At 59.2% G+C, this 24,277-nt stretch carries 31 protein-coding genes; 11 read left to right on the top strand and 20 right to left on the bottom strand.

The genetic code is table 11. The features are described 5' to 3' along the window. Window positions 1-175 precede the first annotated feature (175 nt). The 3 genes from KKY_RS00670 to KKY_RS00660 are packed head-to-tail and all read right to left on the bottom strand — an operon-like array spanning window position 176 to window position 1,771. Complete coding sequence (locus KKY_RS00670; protein ID WP_014129337.1) at window positions 176-685, bottom strand: DUF6644 family protein; 510 nt, start codon at window positions 683-685, stop codon at window positions 176-178. Window positions 686-718: 33 nt separating this feature from the next. Then, window positions 719-1,207, bottom strand: a complete 489-nt coding sequence (locus KKY_RS00665; protein WP_014129336.1) for a DUF6644 family protein — start codon at window positions 1,205-1,207, stop codon at window positions 719-721. A gap of 60 nt (window positions 1,208-1,267) precedes the next feature. Continuing rightward, window positions 1,268-1,771 carry a cytochrome c gene (locus tag KKY_RS00660; RefSeq protein ID WP_014129335.1) on the bottom strand — a complete coding sequence of 168 codons (504 nt, stop codon included), beginning with the start codon at window positions 1,769-1,771 and terminating at the stop codon, window positions 1,268-1,270. Between the two features lie 381 nt (window positions 1,772-2,152). Between KKY_RS00660 and KKY_RS19315 the strand changes: the two genes are divergently transcribed. The 9 genes from KKY_RS19315 to KKY_RS00615 all read left to right on the top strand — a co-directional run bounded on the left by KKY_RS19315 (window position 2,153) and on the right by KKY_RS00615 (window position 7,835). Continuing rightward, entirely contained in the window at window positions 2,153-2,692 is a 540-nt protein-coding gene (locus tag KKY_RS19315) for a hypothetical protein (RefSeq protein WP_014129333.1), read from the top strand. A gap of 4 nt (window positions 2,693-2,696) precedes the next feature. Then, window positions 2,697-3,182, top strand: coding sequence for a DUF6152 family protein (locus KKY_RS00650; protein ID WP_041528499.1), 486 nt, complete (start codon window positions 2,697-2,699; stop codon window positions 3,180-3,182). 46 nt (window positions 3,183-3,228) lie between these two features. After that, complete coding sequence (locus KKY_RS00645; RefSeq protein ID WP_014129331.1) at window positions 3,229-3,492, top strand: metal/formaldehyde-sensitive transcriptional repressor; 264 nt, start codon at window positions 3,229-3,231, stop codon at window positions 3,490-3,492. Between the two features lie 270 nt (window positions 3,493-3,762). Then, entirely contained in the window at window positions 3,763-4,560 is a 798-nt protein-coding gene (locus KKY_RS00640) for a DUF4198 domain-containing protein (protein ID WP_041528950.1), read from the top strand. A gap of 48 nt (window positions 4,561-4,608) precedes the next feature. Beyond that, window positions 4,609-5,187 carry a hypothetical protein gene (locus KKY_RS00635; RefSeq protein ID WP_014129329.1) on the top strand — a complete coding sequence of 193 codons (579 nt, stop codon included), beginning with the start codon at window positions 4,609-4,611 and terminating at the stop codon, window positions 5,185-5,187. A 13-nt stretch (window positions 5,188-5,200) separates the two neighbouring features. Beyond that, a complete protein-coding gene (gene cbiM / locus KKY_RS00630) occupies window positions 5,201-5,833 on the top strand; it encodes a cobalt transporter CbiM (RefSeq protein WP_014129328.1) in 633 nt (210 codons plus the stop codon). Next, complete coding sequence (locus KKY_RS19310; protein ID WP_014129327.1) at window positions 5,826-6,404, top strand: hypothetical protein; 579 nt, start codon at window positions 5,826-5,828, stop codon at window positions 6,402-6,404. The genes cbiM and KKY_RS19310 overlap by 8 nt, the downstream gene beginning before the upstream one ends. Further along, window positions 6,401-7,183 carry a cobalt ECF transporter T component CbiQ gene (gene cbiQ, locus KKY_RS00620; protein ID WP_014129326.1) on the top strand — a complete coding sequence of 261 codons (783 nt, stop codon included), beginning with the start codon at window positions 6,401-6,403 and terminating at the stop codon, window positions 7,181-7,183. Before KKY_RS19310 ends, cbiQ begins: the two co-directional genes overlap by 4 nt. Further along, window positions 7,167-7,835 carry an energy-coupling factor ABC transporter ATP-binding protein gene (locus KKY_RS00615; protein WP_014129325.1) on the top strand — a complete coding sequence of 223 codons (669 nt, stop codon included), beginning with the start codon at window positions 7,167-7,169 and terminating at the stop codon, window positions 7,833-7,835. Before cbiQ ends, KKY_RS00615 begins: the two co-directional genes overlap by 17 nt. 11 nt (window positions 7,836-7,846) lie before the next feature. Here KKY_RS00615 and KKY_RS00610 read toward each other — a convergent pair whose 3' ends face one another. Then, window positions 7,847-8,731, bottom strand: a complete 885-nt coding sequence (locus KKY_RS00610) for a DUF4198 domain-containing protein (protein ID WP_244404038.1) — start codon at window positions 8,729-8,731, stop codon at window positions 7,847-7,849. Between the two features lie 101 nt (window positions 8,732-8,832). On the opposite strand from KKY_RS00610, the gene KKY_RS00605 reads away from it, so the two are divergent. Both KKY_RS00605 and rirA read left to right on the top strand, forming a co-directional pair. Next, window positions 8,833-9,471: a HupE/UreJ family protein gene (locus KKY_RS00605; RefSeq protein ID WP_014129323.1), complete on the top strand. Its 639-nt coding sequence runs from the start codon at window positions 8,833-8,835 to the stop codon at window positions 9,469-9,471. Window positions 9,472-9,494: 23 nt separating this feature from the next. Then, window positions 9,495-9,968: an iron-responsive transcriptional regulator RirA gene (rirA, locus tag KKY_RS00600; RefSeq protein ID WP_014129322.1), complete on the top strand. Its 474-nt coding sequence runs from the start codon at window positions 9,495-9,497 to the stop codon at window positions 9,966-9,968. A 9-nt stretch (window positions 9,969-9,977) separates the two neighbouring features. Here the strand turns inward: rirA and KKY_RS00595 are convergent, their stop codons facing one another. The 16 genes from KKY_RS00595 to KKY_RS00520 all read right to left on the bottom strand — a co-directional run bounded on the left by KKY_RS00595 (window position 9,978) and on the right by KKY_RS00520 (window position 24,260). After that, the gene (locus KKY_RS00595; protein WP_148264169.1) at window positions 9,978-10,373 is read right to left on the bottom strand and encodes a hypothetical protein; all 396 of its coding nucleotides are present in this window, start codon (window positions 10,371-10,373) and stop codon (window positions 9,978-9,980) included. 114 nt (window positions 10,374-10,487) lie between these two features. Beyond that, the gene (locus tag KKY_RS00590) at window positions 10,488-10,994 is read right to left on the bottom strand and encodes a hypothetical protein (RefSeq protein ID WP_014129320.1); all 507 of its coding nucleotides are present in this window, start codon (window positions 10,992-10,994) and stop codon (window positions 10,488-10,490) included. A 64-nt stretch (window positions 10,995-11,058) separates the two neighbouring features. Continuing rightward, on the bottom strand, window positions 11,059-11,784 hold the full coding sequence (locus KKY_RS00585; protein WP_014129319.1) for an ABC transporter ATP-binding protein: 726 nt from the start codon (window positions 11,782-11,784) through the stop codon (window positions 11,059-11,061). Continuing rightward, window positions 11,781-12,539, bottom strand: a complete 759-nt coding sequence (locus KKY_RS00580; protein ID WP_014129318.1) for an ABC transporter ATP-binding protein — start codon at window positions 12,537-12,539, stop codon at window positions 11,781-11,783. Before KKY_RS00580 ends, KKY_RS00585 begins: the two co-directional genes overlap by 4 nt. Next, window positions 12,532-13,422, bottom strand: a complete 891-nt coding sequence (locus KKY_RS00575; protein ID WP_014129317.1) for a branched-chain amino acid ABC transporter permease — start codon at window positions 13,420-13,422, stop codon at window positions 12,532-12,534. The genes KKY_RS00580 and KKY_RS00575 overlap by 8 nt, the downstream gene beginning before the upstream one ends. After that, complete coding sequence (locus tag KKY_RS00570) at window positions 13,415-14,308, bottom strand: branched-chain amino acid ABC transporter permease (protein WP_014129316.1); 894 nt, start codon at window positions 14,306-14,308, stop codon at window positions 13,415-13,417. Before KKY_RS00570 ends, KKY_RS00575 begins: the two co-directional genes overlap by 8 nt. Before the next feature lie 64 nt (window positions 14,309-14,372). Beyond that, on the bottom strand, window positions 14,373-15,491 hold the full coding sequence (locus KKY_RS00565; RefSeq protein WP_041528947.1) for an ABC transporter substrate-binding protein: 1,119 nt from the start codon (window positions 15,489-15,491) through the stop codon (window positions 14,373-14,375). 180 nt (window positions 15,492-15,671) lie between these two features. After that, window positions 15,672-16,355, bottom strand: a complete 684-nt coding sequence (locus KKY_RS00560; protein ID WP_014129314.1) for a GntR family transcriptional regulator — start codon at window positions 16,353-16,355, stop codon at window positions 15,672-15,674. A 34-nt stretch (window positions 16,356-16,389) separates the two neighbouring features. Beyond that, window positions 16,390-17,205: a pyrroline-5-carboxylate reductase gene (gene proC / locus KKY_RS00555; RefSeq protein WP_158308038.1), complete on the bottom strand. Its 816-nt coding sequence runs from the start codon at window positions 17,203-17,205 to the stop codon at window positions 16,390-16,392. Between the two features lie 225 nt (window positions 17,206-17,430). After that, window positions 17,431-18,396, bottom strand: coding sequence for a ring-cleaving dioxygenase (locus tag KKY_RS00550; protein WP_014129312.1), 966 nt, complete (start codon window positions 18,394-18,396; stop codon window positions 17,431-17,433). A 288-nt stretch (window positions 18,397-18,684) separates the two neighbouring features. Continuing rightward, window positions 18,685-19,683, bottom strand: coding sequence for a branched-chain amino acid ABC transporter permease (locus KKY_RS00545; protein WP_014129311.1), 999 nt, complete (start codon window positions 19,681-19,683; stop codon window positions 18,685-18,687). Window positions 19,684-19,815: 132 nt separating this feature from the next. Then, entirely contained in the window at window positions 19,816-20,673 is an 858-nt protein-coding gene (locus KKY_RS00540) for a branched-chain amino acid ABC transporter permease (RefSeq protein ID WP_014129310.1), read from the bottom strand. Between the two features lie 6 nt (window positions 20,674-20,679). Next, window positions 20,680-21,384 (bottom strand): ABC transporter ATP-binding protein, encoded by a 705-nt coding sequence (locus tag KKY_RS00535; protein ID WP_014129309.1) that lies wholly within the window; start codon window positions 21,382-21,384, stop codon window positions 20,680-20,682. Further along, the gene (locus KKY_RS00530) at window positions 21,381-22,103 is read right to left on the bottom strand and encodes an ABC transporter ATP-binding protein (RefSeq protein WP_014129308.1); all 723 of its coding nucleotides are present in this window, start codon (window positions 22,101-22,103) and stop codon (window positions 21,381-21,383) included. The genes KKY_RS00535 and KKY_RS00530 overlap by 4 nt, the downstream gene beginning before the upstream one ends. Window positions 22,104-22,143: 40 nt before the next feature. Further along, a complete protein-coding gene (locus KKY_RS00525; protein WP_014129307.1) occupies window positions 22,144-23,211 on the bottom strand; it encodes a maleylacetate reductase in 1,068 nt (355 codons plus the stop codon). Between the two features lie 140 nt (window positions 23,212-23,351). Further along, the gene (locus KKY_RS00520; protein WP_014129306.1) at window positions 23,352-24,260 is read right to left on the bottom strand and encodes a helix-turn-helix domain-containing protein; all 909 of its coding nucleotides are present in this window, start codon (window positions 24,258-24,260) and stop codon (window positions 23,352-23,354) included. Window positions 24,261-24,277 lie beyond the last annotated feature (17 nt).

Below are 24,277 nucleotides of genomic sequence, written 5' to 3'. Positions count from 1 at the left end.
CTTTTGGAGATTTTCCGTATAATTCACCGAGAGATCACGAATACTCGTTATTTCTGCAAAATTGAGTTTTTAAACCGAAAATAACTTGAATTGATTTTCAGTTTTTGTGCAGATGCAAAAAAGGCGGGCGGAAAGTCCACCCGCCGCATTGGCATCATCGGTTTGATACGGCCCGTCAGAAGCCGAACGGGTTGAGGGTAAAGCCTACCCAGCGCCCAAAGGCGACAACCAGGACCCATAGGGTGATGGATAGAGCGCCGCAAATCCGTGCAGGCCATGGCGTGGCCTGTGGGTTGGCATCCCAATCGGAAACCCGGCGCGAGGCGACCAATTCGAAGATCACCATGTTTATCCCGGCCAATGCCAGACACATCATCTTGAATCGGAACGGTCCGTTGACCCAGTACATCGAGGCATTGGAAATAAACAGCAGCGATCCCGCCACCGCCGCTACGGCAAAGCCGATCCATGTCCAGGGCAGTATGTCCTTCATTGTAGCGCTGAAGGTTCTGTTCCTGCCGACCAGTCCGACGAGGCGCAAGTCGACTATGGCTATTGTGCCGAAGACAAGAGCGACGCCAATAACATGAATGGATTCAAAGGCGGGGAATAGAAAGCCCGACTGCTGGATCGCCACAGCCAGCGGGCTTGCCGCGATGCTCGCAAAGAATGCGTCAAGATTCATCGATCTCTCCTGGAGGTCGGCCGTCAAGGGGCACTAGAAAGAGGGGCTGTACGCGATCCATCGCCCAAGGACGATAATCACAGTGAGAAGAACCATGGTTGCCACTGCGGGTGCGCGATAGCGGGCCACTCCATCGGCAGAAACGCCGTTCGCCAGCGGTCGCCCCACGCCCAGTTGAAAGGCCGTCGCGAGGCCTACAACCAAGATAACGAGAACCATCTTGATCCAGAAGCTGTAGTTCAAAAGCTCACGGATCGGTTCGCAGATGATCATCAGGATGCCGGTGGCGAGCAGAAGCACCAGCCCGCCCCAGTTCCAGGGCATGAAGCGTCGTGCGGTGTTGGCCAAGGTGTCGTTGGCCCAGGCACGCCCGAACAACCGCAGCGTTATGACCAAGGTCGATGTATAGACGATCCCGATCATCAGAATGTGCACGGTCTGAATGGCCGGCAGCAGATTGTCGGTGGTCTGGAGGAATATGGAAAAGGGGGTGGCATAGAGCCACTCGGCGAATTCCCTCATCAGCGGATATCCTTTGCTGAGAATGGCCTTTTGGTTCCAATCTGTCCGGCGGTCGGACGACTAGAACGAAAAGGGCGAGACATAGGTGAGATATTGCTCGTGACAGGCGGTGCAGGCCGCACGGAGTGCGGTCGTATGATTTTGCAGCGCCGCAACCGTTTCAGCTTGCGCTGCATCGCGCGCCACCTGTGACGCCGAAGCATTCAAAGAGACGAATGCCTCCAAGTTGTCCCATATGGCGGGATCAGCCGAGGTGACCGGCGCATCGGCCTCCGCTCCCAACGCATCAGGGCTGCTCGCTTGCGGAAAGAGAAACGGCACAGTTCCGAGCATGGCCGAAATTGCGCCTGTCCTCGACAAATTGACCGATCGCGCAGCCTCGTCGCCAGCGGAGATTTCGACTGCCTGCAAAAGCGTTTCCAGTGACACCATCACGTCCTGACGTGCCAGAACCGCCTGTGTCGATGTCGGGGGCATGGCCTGCTGGGCGGTGGCCGCGCTCAGTGTTGTACAGGCAAGGATGCATGCGCCCGCAACGCCCCAAAAATACGAAGTTCTGCTCATTTCGATACCCCTCTGGCGGGCCCCGTTTGCCGCCGGGCCCGCTGAACAATCCAGAGCGTAAGAGGAGCGTTTCGTATGTAAATCAGTAAGCTTTCCGAATGTCCGTAGCATATGCGGCATGGAGCCGAATTTCCGCCTGCGCGGCGAAATTGGACAAAGCGGCGGCTATGCGGGGCAGCCCGGCTCTCTGACCGGCTTGGCCTCACATACGATCCCCACCGAATTCGTGCAGTTTTGATCCATCGATCGTGCAGGCAATCGCCCCCACCCTGCTTATTCTTGGCCACGGCTTTCGCGCGCCCGGGAGTGTTGCAGCCCTCGATCCTGCCGGGCCGGTCACCGCAGCGCTCATCTCAAGAGAGTTCGAAACAGGAGGCACCCATGGAAAAGTCACGAGTCAATCGGCTTCCGCAGGTCGCGGCGATTATGGGCGGCGCCATAATCGCCGTTGCCGCTGTTCCGGTTGCCTCACAAGGAATTACCGGAACGGATCCTGTTGAGACGGATTTCGCACCCTATGCCCTGGGCCGCGCAAATGAAGACGTGGCGGCACATTTCGATGCCCCCTGGCGCACTGACACCATTAGGCTGACGGTGGGTGGAATGATCCAAAATTACGGCCAAATGGAATACAAGGTCACCATGGATGAAGGCGACGTGCTGCTGTACACATGGACGGCATCCGACGACATCTATTACGAATTTCACGGCCATCCGCTGAGCCCAGACGGCACCTATGGCGATGCCATGCTGTATCGCGACGAAGATGGGTCCCAGTCGCACGGCTTTGTCCGCGCACCATTGCAGGGCATTCACGGCTGGTATTTCGTAAACGACTCCTTCGATGCGCCGGTCGAGATCGAGCTGACCCTGGCCGGAACCTATGATCTCGAACCGGGCATCATTGGCGCAAGCCGGTAGCGGCATGGCGTTGTTGTCGACCACGCGCGGGCCGGGCCTCGTCTTGGGCGCCGCGATCCTCATTGCGCCGATGCCCGCCCCGGCACACCCGTCATACGCGATGTACCATATGGATATGCAAGTGGTGATCGAAGGAGAGGTGATCGCTTTCGACTATGCCATTCCACACTCGTGGCTGCGAATCTCGACCGATGGCGATGACGGACAGTCGCGGGAATGGGCCATCGAGATGGAGGGCGTGCCAGCCCTTTTCCAGAAAGGGATAAAGTCCGACTATGTTGCGACCGGCGACAGGATCACGTTGCGGATCAGTCCGATGCGCGGCGATCGTCCCGGCGGCCTGTGGCTCGGTTCGGTCGATGCCGAAGGTGTGGCCTTTGGCGCGGCTGAAGGACTCGAGCCGCCGCTGCCCCACAGCGAGGTTCTGCACGATCCAATCGCATCATCCGGCCAATCCGCTGCGATCGTGCAGGCCACGCCCGATCAATAAAAAATAGACTTCCCTTTGAAGCCGAGCGCTATCGTCAGGAGGCGGGATGTCACATACGCGCCACGACAAGAAGCGGTTGCTCAACCGTGTCCGCAGAATTGCCGGGCAGATTGAGGCCGTGGAACGCGCTCTGGAGGAAGGGCGCGAGTGTGCAAGCGTCATGCAGCTTGCGGCATCCGCGCGGGGCGCAATTGGTGGTCTGATCGCCGAGCTCATGGAAGATCATGTCCGAATGCATCTGACCGACGGCGCCGACGCCGGGGAGGATACAGAAGCGCTGATAGCTGTGATGCGCACCTATATGCGCTGACAATCCCGGGAGCACATTTCCGCTCCCAGACATGGAATTGTGTGCCGGACCGAGTTGAAACTCGGCTCGAGGATTTTGCATGAAAATCGACCGGCTTCCTTCGATACCCCCCCCTATATTATTGAAATAACAGTCTTTTTTCTCCTTGACCCCGACCAATAAACTCGTACGCTCAATTCCAGTTTTCGTTCGATAGCGCGCCTGACAACGGCGCTTCGAAAACGGGTAAACGTTCAAAGGGAAATGTTTCTGATGGGGCAAAAGACGATCATGACGAAGAGACTCGCAGCGGCGCTCGTGGCGAGTGCGGCCGTTTTGCTGACGGCGCCGGCCAATGCTCATTTTCTCTCCATCTTCGCGCCATCGGCCGTAATGGATGCTCCGACCGAGACAAATGTGGATCTATTGTTCTGGCACCCCCTGGGTGGCGCCCACGTGATGGACATGGGCGGCGCGCCCGAAGAACTCTTCGTTGTCCACAGGGGCGAGCGCACGGATTTAAGGGACGGCGCAACCGAAATCGGATTTACGAGCGAGGCAAATACCGGGCAGGCCTATTCGGTGCCGATGACCTTCCGCACCTCAGGAGACTACATCATAACCGCTGTTCCGCAGCCATATTACGAAGAGACTGAAGACCTCTTCATACAGCAGATCACGAAGGCCTATTTCAACCGTGGGCAGTTGCCCACGGACTGGTCCGAACCGCTCGGGCTCAAGGCCGAAATCCTGCCGCTCAGCCGTCCCTACAATGCGCTGGTCGGCTCAACCTTTACCGGGCGCGTCCTTTCAGAGGGAGAGCCGGTTGCCAATGCGGAAATCGAGGTCGAGTATATCGCAGCCGAACCGGACGTGGCCACGCACACATCGGGAGCACCCATTGTCGGCGAAGCAGCGGGCGGCACGATTACACTGATGAGTGACGCCAATGGCTATTTCACATTCGGCATTCCCAGAGCCGGATGGTGGGGCTTTGCCGCGTTGGGGATCGGGCCGGATACCGAATTTGACGGCAAGGAACTCTCCCAGGACGCGGTGATCTGGATCACGGCCCATGATCTCGAGTAATCGAATCAGCGTCGGGCAGCCCGTTTGCCGGATTTGGAACCGAAACCCATGGCAACCATAACCAAACACCTCGCACGCAAGATCTGTCCGGTCCTTGTTGTTGCGGTAACCATGACCAGCCCGGTCCTTGCCCACAATCTGATCCTCGAGGCCTATCCCTATGGCGCGGATATCGCTGGAGAGGCCTTCTTTTCCGACGGCGTCATGGTCGGCGAAAGCGTCATTGATATCCTCGGTCCCGACGGCGAACGGATCGGGGAGGTGCTGACTGACGAATATGGCAGCTTCAGCTATACACCAACCGGTGATCTCGACCTGACCTTCCGTCTCGACGCGGGGGCCGGGCACGTTGCGGAAGCGACGGTTGCGGCGGGTACGCTTGTGGTACCGGAAGCGGCCGGCGGGTCCGGCGAACAGGAGGACGTTTCGTCGGCCGGGCTGGATTCCAACCTTGAAGCAGCGCTCGCGGCCGCCATCCGTGAGCAGCTTCGACCCATACGCCAGGATCTTGTGCTGTATTCCGCCCAGTCAAGCTATCCCGTCGTTTTGGGCGGGCTCGGCTATATCGTGGGTCTCACCGGCCTTGGATTTTTCGTCATGGCGCGGCGGCGCAGGATGAACACCTAGAGGAGCCTCACAAATGCATATCGCGGATGGTGCACTTTCGGGGCCGGTTCTGATTGCTGGCGGTGTTCTGAGCCTTGCCGGGCTGGGTATCGGCCTGCGCAAGCTCGACATGGAAACAATTCCGGCGACGGGCGTGCTCAGTGCAACGTTCTTTGTTGCCTCGCTCATTCATTTCCCGGTCGGCGCATCGAGCGTACATCTTATCATGAACGGGCTGGCGGGACTCGTACTCGGCTGGGCGGCATTTCCGGCGCTGGCCGTCGCCCTTTTGCTCCAGGCGATATTCTTCGGGTTCGGGGGCGTAACGGTTCTCGGAATCAACACCTTCAACATCGCGGCGGCCGCAGTACTGATGCACTATCTGTGCCGCCGGGGGATCATGGCCAATTCACCTTCGATAGCCGCGATGTGGGGTGCCGCGGCGGGCGCCGGCGCCATTGTCGTCACCACGGTTCTGGTGGCGCTGTCGCTGGCACTTTCGGGCGAACAGTTCATTCCAGCGGCACAGGTGACTGTGCTCGTCCATATTCCGGTGATGATCATCGAGGGCGCCGTGACCGCCGCAGCGGTCTATCTCGTGCGCAAGGTCAAACCCGAGCTGTTTACCGCCATTTCAAACCCGAGGGGGGAGACGCGTCATGGGTAGGGCTTTCCCGCGCCTGATCTTCCTGTCTGTCGCTCTTGCGGTCAGTTGGCCGGCCGTAGCGCATAATCTCATCCTGGAAGCCTACCCCTTCGGCGGGGAAATTGCCGGTGAAGCGTTCTTCTCCGACGGGGTGCTGGTGGGCCACGCAACGATCGAAGTTCTCGACGTCGATGGCACCGTCCTGGCTGAGGTCGTGACCGACCAAGGCGGCGGGTTCTCCTATGTGCCCGATCGGCCGGGCACATTGGTCTTCAGGCTTGATGCAGGCGCAGGCCATGTTGCCCAGGCCAATGTCGAGGTGACTGACGGCCCAGACGGCGCCACGAAGGAAAATTTCGAGGCGGCCCCCTCCTCCGGCAGCGAGATTTCGGCAACGCTAGACGCCCTTGTGGCGCAAGAGATCGCAGGGCTGAAAAGCCAGATAGAGGCTTATCAGGCGCGCAATGACACCCTCAATCTGGTCGCCGCGTTCGGCATTGTCGCCGGGGTGATCGGGTTCGGCCTTTTCGGTCTGGCCTATCGCACAGCAAACGCCGCACCGCGCCAACGCACCCGGGACATCGAGCCATGAGCATGGTCCTTGAATCGGGCGGGGCTGCACCTGCCGGCACAACGGGCCTGCTCAATATCGATCCCCGGTTCCGCATCGGAGCGGTTGGTGTTTTTGCGATTGTCGTCATCAGCCTCAGCAGCTTCCCCGCTTTGGGCGCAGCGCTGGCTGTCGCCCTCGCAATGCTGCTCCAGGCCCGCCTGCCAGTGGCCCGAACGGTGCGGCAGGTCGCAACGGTCGATACATTCATGATCTTCGTCATCATCAGCATGCCCTTTACCGTTCCAGGCACGCCGTTTCTGTCGGTGCTGGGGCTGACGGCCAGCTGGGAGGGTCTATGGGAGGCGGTGCGCATTACCCTCAAGGCCAATGCGATCGTTCTGGCCATGCTCACCCTAGTGGGTACGATCGGTCCGGTCGAACTCGGGCATGCGCTTGCCCGGCTCAAAGTGCCACCGATCTTCGTGCACCTTCTCCTGTTCACAATCCGCTATATCGAAGTCCTGCATGCTGAATACGGGCGCCTCCGGATCGCCATGAGAACGCGCTGTTTCGTAGCCGGAACAAACATGCACACGCTCAGAACCTTCGGCTATCTCATCGGCATGCTGCTGATCCGCGCGCTCGAACGCTCGGAGCGGATTATGGCGGCCATGCGCTGCCGCGGGTTCAATGGGACGTTCCCCCTCATTCACACGAGCCACTTTTGTCCACGTCGTGACCTGGGCTTCACGTTCGGCGTTGCCGTCCTGTGTTGCGGGCTGATCGCATTGGAGATGTCACATGTCCTTTCACTTTGACCTCCAGGACGTTCATTTTGCCTACCCCGACAGCCATGCACCGGTGTTGTGCGGGGTGAACCTGCAACTTTCCGCCGGTGAACGCCTCTGCCTCAATGGACCGAACGGGTCGGGCAAGTCGACACTGCTGCAACTGCTTGTTGGCCTGCGGCGCCCCACCCGCGGCACGATCAGCGCGTTCGGGATGACACCCTCGACCGAGGCGGACTTCCGCGCGGTACGCTGCCGGGCCGGCTACGTGTTCCAGGATCCCGACGACCAGCTTTTTTCTCCGACCGTCCGGGAAGATGTCGCTTTTGGCCCTCTCAATATCGGCAAGTCACAACAAGAGGCCGAGGCCATAGTCGCGCGAGTGCTCGATCAATTGGGACTTTCGGGCTTTGAAAACCGCATCACCTACAAGCTTTCGGGCGGGGAGCGGCGGTTGGTTTCGCTGGCAACGGTTCTCGCCATGGATCCCGAGGTGCTGATCCTTGACGAGCCGACCAATGCCCTCGATGAACACACAACGGAGCGGCTGACACAAATTCTGCTTTCACTGCCGCACTCGATGATAATCGTTTCCCATGACCCCGTCTTCAGGCAGGCGGTGCGCACGCGAGAAGTGTTCATGCAAGCGGGGCGCGTCGTGCCCGAACGGACCGCGGCCTGAAGCCATGAATATCAGAAGGGGACGACTTCCACCCACAGGATAGCATCCTGGGAAATGTGGACATGATCTTCATTCACAAATGCCGGGCCCGCGGCGAGCGCACCGAAGCCCCAATAGCCCGCGCGCGGCAACCCTACCGTAAAAACGCCGTTGTCGTCGGTGGTTGCAACCAGCACGCCGCCATCGGGCGGGACAACGCCGTTTGACACCGACCGATTGGCTTCCATATCGGGCACCGCATTGAGATAGACGATCTCCACCTGGTGGCCCGGCAGCGGTTCGCCGTCACGCAGCACTCGGGCTGAAAAGGTCGATCCCGACATAACATTGTAAGGTTTGGTCATCGGCACTATTTCTGCCGGAAGTCCAACCGGGACATCCCAGTCCGAAGGCAGGCCGCCTGCGTTGAGGATCATCTTGACATAGGGCTGGATGAGAAGCTGGGCCGCCTCGTCGAAATAGGCTTCGCCCACCAATACGGTAACATAGTCGCCAGCCCGCCGTACTGGGACGGTCAGGTCGAAGGCAAGCGCCTGATTATCCGGCCCGGCAAAAGTGACCTGGCTGAGCGAAGGCATCAGATCGATCCGCTCGCCGCGATTGATGGCATAGGCCTCGAGCGGAAATGGCATGTCCACATTCGGGCCCCCAATAAAGGGATGCCAGAAAATGGCCTTTACCCGGATGTCAGCCGGAGCATCCGGCGTGAGATCTGGGGTGTACAGCGTCTGGAAATGTGCCATCGCCGGCGTGGCGCACAGAGCAGTTGCAAGGAAAAGCGTGCGGATGATCGATTTCAGCGCAACTCTCCCACGGCAGGTACTCGCACGCACGGACCAACCACATAGCGCTGCCCGGGCCGCCCTGTCCTGCACGAAGCTTGCATAGAACGGCACGTTCCGCATTTTTTCCCGATTGTACGACGGAAGGTTCGGTGAAAAACTTCAAGCAGCGGAATACGAGCCAAGCACTGAAATTTGAGGAAATGCCGGGGTCCATGATGAGCAAAGTCCGAACGATGGCAGCGAGCGCCCTTGCAACATTTGCTGTCGCGACACCCGCTCTCGCGCACCATGCTCTTGGCGGAAGGCAGCCGATCGATTTCGGTGAGGGCTTTTTTTCCGGGCTTGCCCATCCAATCATCAATTTCGACCATTTTGCCTTCATCGTTGCCGTGGGCGTTTTTGCTGCGGTTACGCAGGCGTCGAAATTGCAGCCTGCCTGGTTCGTCGGCGGCACCATACTGGGCTGCCTGTTGATGCTGAACGGCGTCGTCATTCCCTTTAATGGCTGGCTGGTACATGCGGCCGTGCTGGCCCTTGGGCTGGCGCTGGCACTGGGCAAGCGACGCATGCGTTTCCTCGACACCGGTGCGTTCCTTTTGGCCGGCCTTTTGCACGGCAGCCTCTATGCGCAGGCAATCGTGGGGAGCGTCAGCGTTTCCATAGGGGGTTACCTGCTCGGCTTTGCGATTATTCAGACCATCGTTGCAACCGGAGCGATGTTTGCCGCCTATATGCTCTGGCGCGGTGACCAGCTTTATGCCAATGCCCGGGTCGTCGGCGGCGTGGTCGCCGGTGTGGGCCTTACAGTCATGGCGCAGGCCGGCGTAGCGGCCATGTTCCCCAGCCTGTAGCGCGCGGCTGACGGAATTTTTCGGTGCGGCTTTCCAAACAAACCAATTACGCAGTCCGGACGCTGGTTTACTGTGCGGTGCACGCCCCCGAACTCAGCCGCGTTGCCGATATCGCCAAGGTTTTCGGCATCTCGGACATGTTCCTGTTCAAGATCATTTTTCCAATAACCAAGAACGGATTCCTCGAGACCGTCCGGGGGCGGCGCGGGGGTATCAGGCTTGCCCGACCGCCAGAGGACATCAACCTTCTTGATGTCATGCGCTTTACGGAGGACGGTTTCGAGCTTTCCGAATGTTTCGGACACGAGCGCGAGACCTGCCCGTTCCGCGATCGATGCGCCTATACAAGGGCCCTCGACAGAGCGCTCGAGGCGTTCTTTAGCGTCCTCTCGGAGTATACGATTGCCGATCTGGTCAGCAATCCGCACATGCTCGAATCCGCCTTGGGGATAGACGCACTGGAAAAAGGCCGCGGCCTGGTGCGTCAAGGCTACTGACACGCCCGACTAGTGATGCATGAAACCGGGACGATAGAAGGTCAGGAGGCGGCCGCATACGATCACCCCGGTCCATGACAGAAGCGATATTGCCGTCAAAGCGCGCGCAGCCAACGGAGCCTGCCCGCCTGCGGGCGTGGCGCGTACGCCGACAAATGCTACCGAGTAGAAAAGGGCCACGTTAAGACCTGCGAGGATCATGAAAGCGAGCTTGAAATGGAAGGCCGTGTTGTAGGCATATTGGTCAGGAAAGCCGAAAAAGAACAGCGTTCCCGTTGCAAGGTTGAGTGAATAGCCGGCCACACCCCACGGAATGAACCGGTGCAAGGCGATCGGTGGTATCGCACGAGCGACTCCAAGCACTCGCAGATCAAAGAGTCCGACCGTTCCGACAAGAAGCGACAATCCGACAAAGTGCAGGGTTTCACAGATCGGCCAAAGCCATCCTCGGTTGGTCAAGACGTATTGGGACAGGACGGTCGAGCGGATCCAGAGTTCCCACGGTTCCATCGGGCCGCCTCAGAACAGCCGGTCGAAATCGACGGTGAGCCGACTGTAGGTATAGGCAAGATATCGCCCCGCCGTTATCGTCATTGCCATGAGAAGCGCCGCGCCGCATGCCTGCAGCCGGCCAATGGGGGGCATATGCAATCCCTGGGTACGCGAAAAGGTACGCAATGCACCCAGTGTTGCTGCCGCCCCTAAGAGAAGAGCCGCCATTTTGACGTAGAAGACGGGATTGGTCAGCGCTTTTGTAGGATAGGCGATGACAAGAAGCAGACCGGAGCCGACCGCCAGGATAAAGCCGAAAACAAACACCGGCAAGAACCCCGCGAGCGCCCGCGGCGCGAGATTTTCGGACACCCCAAGCGATCGCAACGCCAGCACCACCGGCACGCCGACCGCAAGTCCCATGCCCAGAGCATGAAAAACAAGGACGGTGGGAAAGGCAAAAACCGTCGGCGCAGAACGCACCCACGTGCTCAAATCCGATGACTCAATCCAACGAAAGAACGTATCGGTCATTGCCACTCCGCACGTGCCGGTCGATGCCGCCGGGTGTCCGGCAGCACCGCGGATGCTCATCTGGTCAATGCGCCTCGACTGCGCCACCGAGATAGAGCTCCTGCATTGCAGGATCGGTCTGAAGATCGCTGGCGGGGGCCGCCACGGCCACCTTGCCCACTGAGAGCACATAGGCCCTGTCCGATATCGAGAGCGCCTCGTAGGCGTTCTGCTCGACCATCATTATGCACATCTGAGTTGTGTCGCGGACGACCGAGATTGCATCGAAGACTTCGTGCATCATGCGGGGAGAAAGCCCCGCCGAAGGTTCATCGAGCAAAAGGATCTTGGGCTCGGAGATCAAGGCCCGCGCCAGCGAGAGCACCTGCCGCTCGCCACCCGAAAGAGCGGAAGCGGACCTGTTCTGCTTGTTGGCCAGGCTCGGATACATCTCCATAAGTTCATCATAACGGCGGTCACGATGGGATTTTTCGAGCCAACGCGCACCGAGCAGGATGTTCTCGGCTACAGACAATGTCGCAAAGACGTTGTCTGTCTGGGGTACATAGCCCACTCCGTATTCGATGACCTTGCGATTTATCGGAATCGCCGAGACGTCCCGCCCTTCAATGGTGATCCGTCCGCTGCGCGGGCTCAGATAGCCCGCTATGCACTTGAGCAGTGTCGATTTTCCACAACCATTGGGACCGAGTATGGCCACGATCTCCCCGGCTTTTGCCTGGACCGAAATGCCGTCCAGAATATTGGCGCCGTCGCCATAGCCCGCTGTAAGCGCATTGGTTTCAATCATGGACGCACCCCTCCGCGTTCAATTGCCTTGCCCAGATAGGCTTCGACCACTCGTGAATCCTCGGAGAGTTTTTCAGGTGGACAATCGGCGATGATAGAGCCTCGGTCGAGCACGAGGCATCGCTTGCAAAGGTTCCGCACGAACCCCATGTCGTGCTCGACGATGACCATTGTGACACCGCGGGCGTTGATGGATGTGAGAATATCGACAATGTCGTTTCTGAGCTTCGGATGCACACCTGCCGTTGGCTCATCGAGGCAAAGGACCTGCGGTTGTGCCCGAAGTGCCGTCGCAATCGAGAGCAGCTTTTTCTGGCCGCCCGAAAGCGAGCTTGCGGGCTGATTGGCGACGTGGTCTAGCTTGAAGGTAACGAGCAGATCCTCAATCTCGCTCTCCTGCTGCGCCCGCTTGAAGATCGACCCGAGATTGGCGCCGGTCCTCGATCCTGCCGTGAGAACGTCACGGACGGTCATGCGGTGTGGCATTGAGGGCAGCTGGAATGTCCGGATCAGCCCCTTGCGCGCGATGGCATGGGATTCGAGGCCGGTAACCGGTTGGCCCGACAGGAGCACCTCACCCGCATCGGGTTTGAGAAAGCCAGAAATCGCATTGAGCATCGTTGACTTGCCCGAACCGTTCGGTCCGAGCAGGCCGACGACCTCGCCCCGAGGCACGCTGATATCCACGCCGTCGAGAACCTTATGAGCCCCGAAAGCCTTCTTGAGAGCGCGTGTTGCAAGAATGAATTCAGACACGTTTGCCTCCAACACGTTCGGCAAAGATGCCGTTCGGACGCCATATCAGGAAGACCAGGATACCCGCCCCGATCAGGAACGGACGGGCTGCCGAAACGAAATCGGTCGGCAGGTCGAAGGCGTCCTTGAAAAAGGGAACGTTGGCCATGATGATCTGGAGCAGGAATGCGCCGGCGATGACACCATAATTGTTGGCCAGACCACCGATGATGACCATGCCCCAGATGAAGAACGTTTCCGCCGAGACAAGCTGATCGGGGCCGACAAAAGAGAAATAATGTGCATAGAAAAATCCGGCGATGGCAGCGATCACACCACCGGTGACCATGACTGTGCGGCGCAGGGCGTTGAGATCGTAGCCGAGCGAGCTTGCCAGATTGGGTTCCTCGCGCATGACCTTGAGAGCAAGACCCAAGCGGGATTTGGTGAGTATCTGGCAAAAGGCAAGTATCGCCAGGACCAGGCCCGCCATCAGGGCCAGGCGGGCATATTGTCCCATCGGTCGCGCAAGATCGCCAAACAGCGGCGACAGACCGCTCACGCCCTGCGCGCCGCCGGTCCACTGCACCTCGTTGGTAACGATAATGCGCATGATTTCGGCAATCGAGAGCGTGGCGATAGCCCAGTAGTCGGCGCCGAGATTGCGGCCAAGGCGAGCGAGAAACAACGCCAGCACACCGGCCACGGCGACAGCGATGCCAAGACCGGCAAGTGGCACCCATTGCAACGAGAAGGCGAGCGCAGCCCCGTACATGCCGCAACCGAACAGCGCGATCTGGCCGAAATTGAGCAATCCGCCGAAGCCGATCTGCAGATTCAGGCTGAGTGCCAGCATGCCGTAGATGCAGGCGATAATCAGGATATGTATCCAGAAGTCAAACACGGTTCACCCCGCTGACGAAGATGCCCCGAGGGCGGAACAGCAGAACCGCAACGAGAACCGCAAAGCTGACTGTCGTGGCGTAGTTGGCCGGGAAGAACCAGAAAGCCTCGCCGAACAGCGGACCGAAATTGATATTGGTGACCAGCGTTTCGGCGACCGCGATGACAAGCGCACCGACCAGCGCGCCGATGGAATTGCCCAACCCTCCGAGGATGGCGGCGGCAAAGACCGGAAGCATCATGTTGGTGCCGAATTCGATTGAAACCGATCCCTTGAGCGCAAGAGAAATCCCGCCCAGGGCGGCAAGCGCTCCGGAAATAGCCACAACGATATTGGTGACCTTGCGCGTGTCGATCCCCGTGGCCAATGCCAGATTGGCGTTGGTGGCGGTGGCACGCATCTGCCTGCCGAGCGGTGTCTTGAAGAGCACGAGGGCGTAGATGCCGATCGCCGCCATGGTCATAGCTATGGAATAGACCTGATTGATGGTGATCCGGGCCCCCAGGATGTTCATTGCGCGTGTAACCGGCACGTCCAGGCGCTGAGGCTGGGAGCCAAAAGCGACGAGAAAAATGGCCGACAGGATCATGCCCAAAGCCAGCGACGCGATGAGCGCGTTGGCCGCGCCTATTTTGAGAATCCGTTCGAAAATGACCATATTGAACACCACAGCCAGCCCGGCAACGATGGCGCAGGCGATAGCGCCGGCAACAAACAGTGGCAGTCCGGCGGCCTGCATGGCGATGGCGAGAAATGCCCCGACAACCGCATACTGGACGAGCGCAACGTTGGGAAAGCTGATGAGTGAATAGACGGCGCTTAGCGCTACGGCAATCAGCGCCAGATCGACGGCTCTAACGAGCACGTCCGCGGCGAACTGCAACATTGTGACCCCTTGTGCAGTAAAAAAGGACCCGGGCTGAACCCCGGGTCCTCTTGGTTTCGAAAGACTACTCGCGGATATCGAGAGCGTCGTCGTTGACGATGAACTTGAGATAGGGCTGGGCCGTACGCTGGCCGTCTTCATCGAAGTTGATCATGCCGGTGATCCCTTCGAACCCTTCTTCGCCCAGCGCTTCGATCGCTTCGAGAATGGCTTCCCGATCCGTCGAACCTGCCCGCTCGATCGCTGCCGCGGCAAACAGGACGGCGTCGTGGGCATAGCCACCATAGGCGGACAGGAAGTCTTCGCCGAATGCGGTCGTATAGGCCTCACGATAGCTTTCGCCATTCTCGCCGACATAACCCACGTCCATGCCCATCTGGCCGACCTTGAACTGGGGCTCGGTATCGGAGTTCATCATGGTGATGAGGATCGAATAGAAGGGGAACTGATCCTGCATACCGAGCTCGAAAGCTTCCTGGTTAATCAGGGCAGCTTCTGTGCCGTATGCTGTATAGACGATGGCATCGGGCTCCCCTGCAGCGAGCTGCTGGAGTTCACGGCGGTATGTCGACTGGCCCTGATTGTAGAGGATGGAGGTGGTGACTTCGCCACCCAATTCGGTGAAGTGCTTGCCGAATTCTTCGGCGACGCCCTGACCGAAGGCATTATTCACCGCGATCACCGCGACGCGTTCCCATCCCTGGTCCAGCACGTCCTGGGCGGCGAAAGCCGTCGACACATTGTCCAGACCGACAACCGAGTAGGACGTTTCACCGATGTCGCGCACCTGACCGGACGTCGAGGCGGGATTGATGTGAGGAACGCCCTGCTGAACGAGATAGTCACCCATAGGCAGGGTATTGCCCGAGGAATACTCGCCAATCACGATCGGAACCTCATCGACGGTCACGAGCTTGGTCGCCGCGTCGATTGCCGATTGAGGACGCCCGCCGGAGTCTTCAATGATGACGGAAAAGGGCTGACCAAGAACGCCGCCCTGAGCGTTGATCTCTTCGACGGCGAGGGTGATGCCTCGACGCTGGTCTTCACCGGTCGTTGCACTCGCGCCCGAGAGCGGCACAACCGCACCGATGGAAATCTCCTGTGCAACAGCAACGCCTGTGACATTGCCCAGCATAACGGCGGACAAGACCAGTCCAAATCCAACTTTATGTACCAACATGTTTTCCTTCCTTTTGTATCGCAGCGCCCTGACGGCAACGATTGGGCCACGATAAAAGGGAGTTGGCCGTATCAATATAATGGAATTGGACAACTTCGCGTAGGAACTGTTTCTTTGGACGCGATATTCGTACAAACCAGCGCTTCGGCCCGAAAACGACCGGTCAATTGTTCGGTTTGCTCATATGTGCGAGTCAACATACTTGCGCCGTGCCGTACCCGACTTGCCGAACATCCGTTCAAGCAAGGCGAGGGTATAGACGACATGGTCGCGCGCAATCTGCTCCACAGCCTGGGCATCGCCGGCAATCAATCCGTCGAGAATGGCGCGATGCTGGGTATTTGACCGATCCATTTCGGCCTCGTCGTAAGAGTCGCTGAGCATCAGATTCCTGAAGTTAAAGAGCGTGCGGCCATGTATTTCCATGAACAGCGGCACGGCTGCGGACTCCACGATGCCTCTGTGAAACTGGCGATTGATTTCACCGAATTCCTCTTCGGCGAGATTGCGGTAATCGAGCATCTGTTCGTGCAGGATTTCCAGGCTATGCAGGGCGTTTTCGGAAATGCGTTCGGCGGCGAGCCGCGTGGCGTATCCCTCTATGCAAACACGCGCTTCGTACATGCGCTGCACTTCGACCCAGCTGATCCGCTCGACCATCCATCCCCCTTGCCTCGAAACCAATCCCTCGCGCATCAGACGTTCCAGTGCCGTGCGGACCGGAAGATTTCCGACGTCGAGTTCAGCGGCAATATCATCCTCACGCAGCCGGGTACCGGGCGGCATCTCCACAGACAGAATTCGAAACCGCAGGTGCCGGTAAACTTCAAGGGCAACAATCTGAGAGCCGGATCTCTTTTTCACGGAGCCTCTCCTCTGGAAACAGGGCGGCCGGGACCTAGCCCTCCATGCTCAGTTCGGCCTGCAGATCGCGTGAACGTTGCGCTGCGGCCTCTATCGTTCTGGCGACAAGTCCGTCGAGCTTGTGTTCCATCAACACATTGAGCCCGGCCTGGGTCGTTCCCCCGGGTGATGTTATTGCGCGGCGAATATCGGCGGGTGATTGCTTCTCATTTTCGAGCAGGGCGGCCGTGCCGATAACAACGGCCTCGGCGAGCGCTTCGGCCGCTTCGGGCTCGAGCCCTGTCCTCTGGGCGGCCTGTGCCATGCATTCCACGAACAAAAGCAGATATCCCGGACCGGAGCCGCCAATGGCCGTGGCGACGTCGAAATCCTCTTCATCCACCCACACTGTACTGCCGGCAGCAGCGAACAGCGCCTCGGCCGCTTTGCGTTCGGCGTCGCTGCAGGTCAGGCTCGCCGCCAGGGCCGTGAGGCCTTTCCCGTGCCGCGCTGCGAGATTTGGCATGGCGCGAACGAATGCCATGACCGAAGGAACCAGTTGGGTGAGCGAACGGAACAACAGCCCCGCCATGATCGAGATCACGAGTGTATCGGTATTGCAAATGTCTGCGAGGCGTGCAGCCGCAGGTTTTGCATATTGCGGTTTGACGGCAATGACCACGATGTCGGCCACGGGTCGCCGCTCGGGATTCAGTTCGAAACCATATCTGGCTTGCAAGGCCAGCAAGTGGGCGGACGGAGTGGGATCAATTACAATTATTTCGTGGGATACCGTTCCCGTTTCAAGCCAGCGCTCCAACAGCGCAATGCCCATATTGCCCGCACCAACCAGATATAAGGCCTTGCCCATCACAACGTCCTCCGCCTTGTACATAGGCTGAAGGCTAACGTCATCTGCTCGTACAAACAGGGGAAAATCACCCCAAATTTCGCAGGACACCGTCAAAGAAGGACAGAAGGTCGGCAAATTGCCGGCTTTCTCCGGCGTTTTGCCGCCTGCTCCCGTGCCGGCCGCATACGCAAAGAGGGACCGGCGATATCTCGCCGGCCCCTCTTTATCCCGTTCAATGGGGTATTATTGCGGAACCTTGATCGGCTCGAGCGGCGCCACGATTTCGGCGCGGCGATCTTCGAACCAGGGCGGCAGCATCAGGTTCTTGCCCAGTTCTTCGAGAGGTTCGTCAGTGGTAAAGCCGATGTCGCAGGTCGCGAATTCGGTGAGGATACCCCCGGGCGAACGGCAATAGACCGAGTGAAAGTAGTTCCGATCTTTTTGCTCAGAGGAGTCGGTATATCCCAGGCCCTCGAGCCAGTCCTTGAGAACCTTCTGGGTGTCATCATTTTCAACCTGGAAGGCGACGTGATGTACTGTGCCTTCCCCGAATGTCCACGACCCCTGAGGCGTGTCCGCATCTTCACGCAGAATGACCGTCTTGCAAGGGCCGCCGCCATTGATTTCGTACTGGTGGTAATTGTCTTCCTGTCCGGTCTTTTCAAAGCCCAGCGCATCGACGAGATAGGCCTCCATGGACGGAATTTCGCGGACGGTCATCACGACATTGTTGAAACCCTTGACCGAATTGGCTTCGGAGATTTCGTTGGTGGTCCAGCCTTTGCGGGTGTCACGGTTGTCGCCGACCACTTCGTAACCCAGGCCCACGGGATCTTCGAAATAGATCCGGTCCTTGCCGAACAGGCGCTTGACGCCCGAGTTCTTGACGCCATGGCGCTCGAGGTGCTGTGCCCAGAAATCGAGGCTGTCCTCGGCAACGCTATAGGCCGTCACTGCAACCTGGCCAGTGCCCTTGCGACCCTTACGACCGTCCTGGCGATAGGGGAAAGTCGTCATAACGGTGCCGATTTCGGCGTCGGCGTTGGCATAATAGAGGTGGTAGATGGGAACCTGGCCGTCAAACAGAACGGTCTGTTTTATCATACGCTGGCCTACGACCTGCGTCAGGAAATCGATGTCCTCCTGGGCTCCGCCCACGCAGGATGTGACGTGGTGGATACCCTTAACGAGCTTATGTTCGTCGCGCATGTTATACCTTTTCTGTACCGGGCTATCGCCCGATATCTTCGCGATTGTCTCTTCCCAAGCCGTCCGCCAAATCCGGAACGGGCAGCTCTCGACCCGATGAGGAAGAGTTCTGCCTTCCCCATCCACGAAAAGCCTAACCAGTGAGCGGGAAACGGACCTGCATAATCCGTTGCGAAGTTCTGCACGAAACAATCGAATGCCGGGGGTGAACCCAAGGTATTGAAAAACAATATCTTTCCAGTGCACGCGAACCTTGCTCGCCCGCTGACCGGCCGCTAGCGGAGTGCCCTACTCATCCTCATCACGTTCCAGGCGTTTGCGCGTCGGGAAAAGATGGATGTTGGTTGCCGAGGAGAACATTCCCCACAATCCCTTGGGCGCGAACAGCATCATGACGATGGCAAGCAGCCCCAGGACCATCAGATACCAGGGTCCGAAAGACGAAAACCAGGAGCGCAGCAGCACGAAAACGATGGCGCCGATGATCGGCCCTTCGATCGTCCCCAGCCCGCCGATAACCACGATAAAGATGACATAGGCGGTCCAGTCGATGACCGAGAAGGCCGCATCGGGCGACACGCGGGCCTGCTGCAGGAAATAGAGCGCACCGATCAGGCCGGCCCCGAAGGCAGCGAAGACATAGACCAGAAACTTGGTGCGGTTGATGTCGATCCCGACGCTTTCGGCGGCGATTTCGCCGTCCTTGATGGCCGAAAGCGCCAGGCCCAGCCGTGAGCGCAGCATGAGATAAGCGACGATCACGATCATCACCACGACGGCGAGCGCTCCCCAATAGATCACGATCTCGCGGGCCGCCGCGGAGCGCACACCGAACAATTCGGCGGCAAAATCGAGCCCGATCATCTCGGAGGTTGCGGAGCGCGGCAATGCCGTGCCCGTTCCACCGCCAAGGGCTGGCCAGATCGCGGCGATCAGCCGGAACACTTCAGCCACAACCCAGGTGACGACAGCGAAATAGGCGCCCTGCAGCCGGAAGACCACCAGTCCCACCGGGATTGAAAGCAGGGCAACAAACACCGCGGAGATCAGCACCGACAGGAGCGGATCGGCCCCCATCATGATGACGACGTAGAACATGCCATAGGCACCCACGCCCACAAAGGCCTGCTGGCCGACCGAGATCAACCCGGCATAACCCGCCAGCAGGTTCCAGCATTGAGCGAGGCCGATCAGCATCAGGATCAAAATGAGATCTTGCAGCAAGGCTCGTTCGACAAAGCCGGGAGCGGCGAACAGGGCCAGGATAACGAGGCCCATGACGATCATGCCAATCCTGGACACTTTCGTATCGACCGCGACACGATAGCGGCCTTTGGCTGCACCCAGTGCGTCCTTGGCATGGACGTCTTTGGCGCCCGTAGTGGTGTTTTGTTGTGAACTCATGGTGTGCCGCGCACCCTATTGTTTGGGGAACAGGCCACGTGGCCTGAACAGGATGATCAACAGAAAGACGATATGGCCGGCCAGGATCTGGTATTGAGGATGGATCGCAGCGCCAATGGCCTGGGAGACACCGAGGATGACCCCACCGGCCAGCGTCCCCCAAAGGCTCCCCAGTCCGCCGATAACTACGGCCTCGAAAGCGAAAAGCAGACGGGCGGGGCCCTGGGACGGATCGAAATTGGAGCGCGCGCCCATAAAGAACGCAGCGATGGCAATCACGATGAAGGCGAGCCCCATGGCGATAGCAAAAACCTTGTGAGGGTTGATACCCACAATCTGGACATAGGTGCGATTGTCCGAGGTGGCACGCAGCTTGCGCCCCAATGCGGTCATATAGAACAGCACGGAAAGCCCACCGATAACCGCGACCGCGGCCGCGAATGTGAACAACGGCATGACACCGACGCTGATTCCGCCGATCGAAAGCGAGGCCGACTCGATGCCACCAAGGCTGAGCCGGCGGCTGTTTGCGGTGAACCCCTCAAGCAGCCCGTTCTGGATGATGATCTGCAGCCCGAACGTGACAAGCAAGGGAACAAGAAGGTTTTCCTCGACCGTCCGATTGAGGATCACCCGCTGTAGCGCCCAGCCCAATGCGAAAAGAAAAGGAAGTGCAATCAGCATGGCCCAGAAGGGCGGTATGAAAAAGGCCGATGAAAGCGCGAGAATGACATAGGCGGCGAGAACGATGAAGTCGCCATGGGCAAGATTGACCAGGCGCATGACGCCGAAGATCAGCGACAGTCCGGCGGCGTACAGGGCATAAAGCCCACCCAGCAGCACACCCTGAATGATCGTATTGATGAAATTCATAGCCGCTTAAACCCCGAAATATGCGTCTTGTATCTGCTCGCGCGTGAGTTCGCCCGGCCGCCCCTCGAGACTGACGCGTCCCTCCATGAAGCAATAGACCCGGTCCGCCGCGTCCAGTGCCGCCGAAAGATCCTGCTCGACAATCAACACTGTTGTTCCCCGCCGCTTGATCTCTGCGAGCGCCTGATAGACATCCTTGACGATAGAGGGAGCCAGTCCGAGGCTGATTTCGTCGCACAGCAGCACCTTGGGGTTGCTCATCAGCGCGCGGCCGATGGCCACCATCTGCTGCTGGCCGCCTGAAAGTGTCGTCGAGGGCTGGTTGCGGCGTTCCTTCAATATCGGGAACAGGTCGTAAATGGCTTCGAGCGTCCAGCCGCGATCCTCACTCATGCCGTGCGAGCCGACCATGAGATTTTCCTCGACAGAGAGCGAAGGGAACAGACGCCGGCCCTCGGGCACGAGAGCCACACCTTTGCGCACCATGTCGAAGGCGGGTGTACCGCCCACCGATACGCCTTCGAGACGGATCTGTTCGGGCTTTGAGGCGTTGAGCCCGCACAGCGCGTTCAGAAACGACGATTTGCCCGCCCCGTTCGAGCCGATGATGGCCACCGTTTCGCCGGCATTGACCACCACATCGACGCCGAAAAGCGCCTGGAAGTCACCGTAAAACACTTCGAGATTTTCAGTTTCGAGCAACGCACTCACGATGCCGCCTCCTCAATGCCCAGATAGGACCGTCGCACCGCCGGATCGGCCATGACTGCCTTGGGTTCGCCCTGCGCGATCAGCACGCCACGCTCGAGCACGATCAGTCGTGAGACGACCGAAAGCAACGCGTGGACGATATGCTCGATCCAGATGATCGTGATGCCGCGCTTATGCAGCGAGCCGATCAGTTCAACCAGCCTGTGGCACTCTCCCTCGGTCAGGCCGCCGGCGATCTCGTCGAGCAGCAGCAGGTCGGGATTGGTCGCCAGGGCGCGCGCCAGTTCGAGTCGCTTGCGATCGAGAAGGGTGAGCTTGCCCGAAACGATATTGGCCTTGTCCGCCAGTTCAGTCATTTCGAGAATGGCGAACGTCTCCTCCAAACCCATTTCGGAGTCGCCCGAGCCGAATTCGGCCGCAACCATGAGATTTTCGAAAACGGTCAGTGTCTCGAAGGGCTGGGGGATCTGGAACGATCGTCCGATGCCGCCACGGCACCGGTCACGCACGCTTGAGCGCGTAATCTCCTGGCCGTGGAAGGAAACGGTTCCCGCATCAGGGCGCAACACGCCGGTAATGAGGTTGAAGAGCGAACTCTTGCCCGCGCCATTGGCCCCGATGATTCCGAGCGCTTCGCCCTGACTTACGGCCAGGTCGATGCCTTCCGCCGCGACGACGGCCCCAAACCGTTTGGAAACCGATTTTAGTTCGAGAAGCATTCGACCATACCTGTCTGCTGCGACGTCAATTCCCTGCCCCCTAAAGACTGGTTCCCGGCGCCCGCCCGAAGAAGGCGTCATCGAGCAGACCGCGCAAGTCTTCCTTGGCCAGCGGCTGCGGGTTCCAGTAGGGATTACTCATCATGATCTCGGCCGCTCGGTCGAGATCGCTTTGTTTCATGCCCAATTCGGCAAGCGTCATGGGCGCATCGAGACGACGCGCGAACGACCAAAGACCGGACGCCGCGCTTTCGGACTGGAAAATATCGGCCACGGGCGCCAGCTCCCGTGCCACGGCGCGCTCGTTGTAGGCGGTGGCGTGCGCAAGGACGACAGTGTGGGTTTCGGCATGTGGCAGGTCGAAGCTGCCCCCCAGGACGTGGCAGATTTTGTGATGCAGCGCCATGCCGACTGCTCCAAGCACAGTGCCGCAGGCCCATGCGCCATAGAGGGCATCCGAGCGCGCCTGCGCATCGTCGGGCCGGTGGTGGATCACCGGCAGTGCGCGCGCCAGGGCGGCTATACCCTCTTGGGCGAGAATAGAGATGATCGGGTTGCGGTCCTTGGTGTAAAGTCCCTCGACCGAATGGGCGATGGCGTTGAGCCCGGACGTCACCGTCATCTTGGCAGGCAGGCTCATGGTGAGGTCAACATCATAGATGATGACTTCAGGAAGCACCCCCATCGAGCGCTGCGTGGTCTTGGCGCCTTCTTTGGTCTCGCCAAGAATGGGCGTGGCTTCCGAGCCGGCATAGCTTGTGGGAATGACGATCTGCGGCAAATCGGTGCGCAGCGCGATGGCCTTGCCCAGGCCGGTTGTCGAGCCTCCGCCGATGGCGACGACGCAATCGGCCCCAATCGCCTCAACCTGCTTTAGCGCCTCCTCCGTGACCTCGACGGGGGTGTGCATTGCCGCGCCCGCGAACAGCCCCGCGGCCCGATTGCCCAGGGCCGAAACCATTTGGCGGCCGGTTTCCTCCTGCTGGGGTGTCGTAAGGACAAGGGCCTTTGTGAGTTCCATTCGCGCAAGCTCATCTCCGACCTGATCGATGGTTCCTGAACCAAAGACCACGCGTTGGGAAAGTGCCTGGTAGACAAATGGATACATAAATTCCTCCGGACGCGAAGTGCTGCGCCTTCCGAGTCCGGAAGCTAGTTGTTAGCGCCACCTCTCTCCTGCACGTTCTCGCAGGGGAACCTGCACAAAACAATCTTTGCGCTCCAATCTCCCTGGCGCAGGATCGGAGCCTAGTTCTGGCACGATTTCCGATAGGCCGCGGGCGTCGTCTGGAAGCGGCGCCGGAACAGGCGGGTGAGGTGCTCCTGGTGGGTAAAGCCGCATTCAAACGCCACTTCGGCGACTGACATTCGCGTCTCGCGCAACAGCGACTGTGCCTTGTCGAGCCGGAGATTGACCAGGTATTGATAAGGCGGCGTGCCCATCTCGTTGCGGAACTGCCGCGCAAAATGGCTCGGACTGCGATTGATGACTGCCGCAATATCATCGAGCCCGATGGAGCGGTCGAGGTTTTCGCGCATATAGGCGATGGCCTCATTGACAATCGGACCACCGATCGAGCCCGAGGAGAATGGCGACGTTTGTCGCAGCCGCGCATTGGAATAATTGCGTACCAGACGCGAAGCAACCGCGCGCGCGAGGCAATCGACATAGAGCGAGGTGGCATAATCGCCATCCTCGAGCGCGAACAGCACCGCCTGAAGCAGATTGTTCATCTGCAGATCGGAATCGACGAATTCGCCCACAATATCGATATTGGTGGGATCGCCCACCACCATCTCGGCGGCAACCTCCTCGATCACGGCACGGCGCACATACACATGGAGCGTATCGAGCCTCTCGAACAGCCGGAAGCCGAAACTCATGCCGCCGGGTACGAGATGAATACCGCCGGCCGGAACGATCCGCCTCTGGGCACGGTCCCCGTTCAGCCGATCGACGGATACGGGACCACTGCGATGCAGAACGAGCAACTGGTCCTCGACAGCCGAAAAAAACGCTTCGAATGGAAACTCGCTCTGCGACGACGCATAGATGGAATTCCAATTATAATTGTCGCTGGAAGCTGCCGTTTTGTTCGGCTTCTGCCCCAGGACCCCATGAGTTTCGTTCACGCCAAAGGGTGCGTGCGCACGCATCTCCTACTCCTCCCACA

The sequence above is a fragment of the Pelagibacterium halotolerans B2 genome (assembly GCF_000230555.1).
In the GTDB taxonomy this organism is placed as follows: domain Bacteria; phylum Pseudomonadota; class Alphaproteobacteria; order Rhizobiales; family Devosiaceae; genus Pelagibacterium; species Pelagibacterium halotolerans.
Note: the sequence above shows the minus strand (reverse complement) of the source record. Positions and strands in the feature narration are given on the sequence as shown.